Genomic DNA, 1074 nt, shown 5'->3' on the forward strand with positions numbered 1-1074 from the left:
AAGTTAGAGAGTTATGGAATAAAATATAATTTGTATGTACATTTCTTTCAAAAAAAGTTTTGTAGTTTGCAACTGAATTAAAAAACATAGATTTTTATGACTCTTTCGGAGATATACCAAAGTGGGATCTTTGATATGCACATTACTATACCGAACTTTCGGTATAGTATTTTTTTGCAGCTCCTTGATTTTTCACCAAATACGTATAAAAATCAATAGTAGGAAAATAAACTGCTGGCTAAAAGTTTACTTTCGATAAAATAAAAAAGAATCTGCAAATCTGCAGATTCTCCTGATAATGATTATATAAGTATAGTATCATCCATTTATTTGACTATTATTCGGAAAGTATAAAACGGTTCACTAGATAGCAGAGTATTTTTACATATTGTATTAATTCCTTCTTCAAAAATCCCCCTAAAATAAAAAATACGCTATTCTTTCTGTAGAATCATAGGAAAGGATGGTATTTTTGTATGTCTATTTCTGTATTTGATGAATTATAACTATTTGCTCAAGAAATTCAAAGCTTTTTATGGACTTTCTTTTATTATATCGGTTTCACATATTTCCTCTAAAATCTCTAATACTTGCTTTTTCAATTCAGCCATTTACTTATTTTCTATGACTTCTTATTCTTTTTCTTTTATAGGAATCATTGCAAGAACTGTTAAATCTGCATTCGTTAAATCTTTTATCACTTGATGAGAAGCAAATACCGGTAGCGAAACAATAAAACCATCATCTACTTTTGTAATATCATTATGTGTAACATACTCCAGAAATACTTTATTTGCAGCCGCTACAAATTCTTCATCGCCTGTTCCATCAGGGTATGATACACCAATTTCCCCTAACATAATATAATATTGCTTTTTAATACCAGTCATATCCATTGGATCAATGGATTGAATTTTGTAATTTACCATTCCAGATTTCACTTTTCTTTCAGGAATATCTAAGTCAAAAAACTCTCCAGCTTCTTCTAAAATAATATTGATATCTTTGATTGTTGTTATAGCATTAGTTGCTTCCTTAAAAAACATGAGTTGCTCTCTTGATAAAACAATATTT

The 1074-nt window shown here is 28.7% G+C and carries 1 protein-coding gene; it reads right to left on the minus strand.

Annotated elements, in window-relative coordinates:
* Positions 1-632: 632 nt before the first annotated feature.
* On the minus strand, positions 633-1074 hold a 442-nt coding region (locus ACQGSG_RS29150), incomplete at its 5' end, for a hypothetical protein (RefSeq protein WP_426948777.1).

It is taken from the genome of Bacillus sp. GMa5/1 (genome assembly GCF_050172015.1).
GTDB classification, from domain to species: Bacteria; Bacillota; Bacilli; order Bacillales; family Bacillaceae_G; genus Bacillus_A; species Bacillus_A cereus.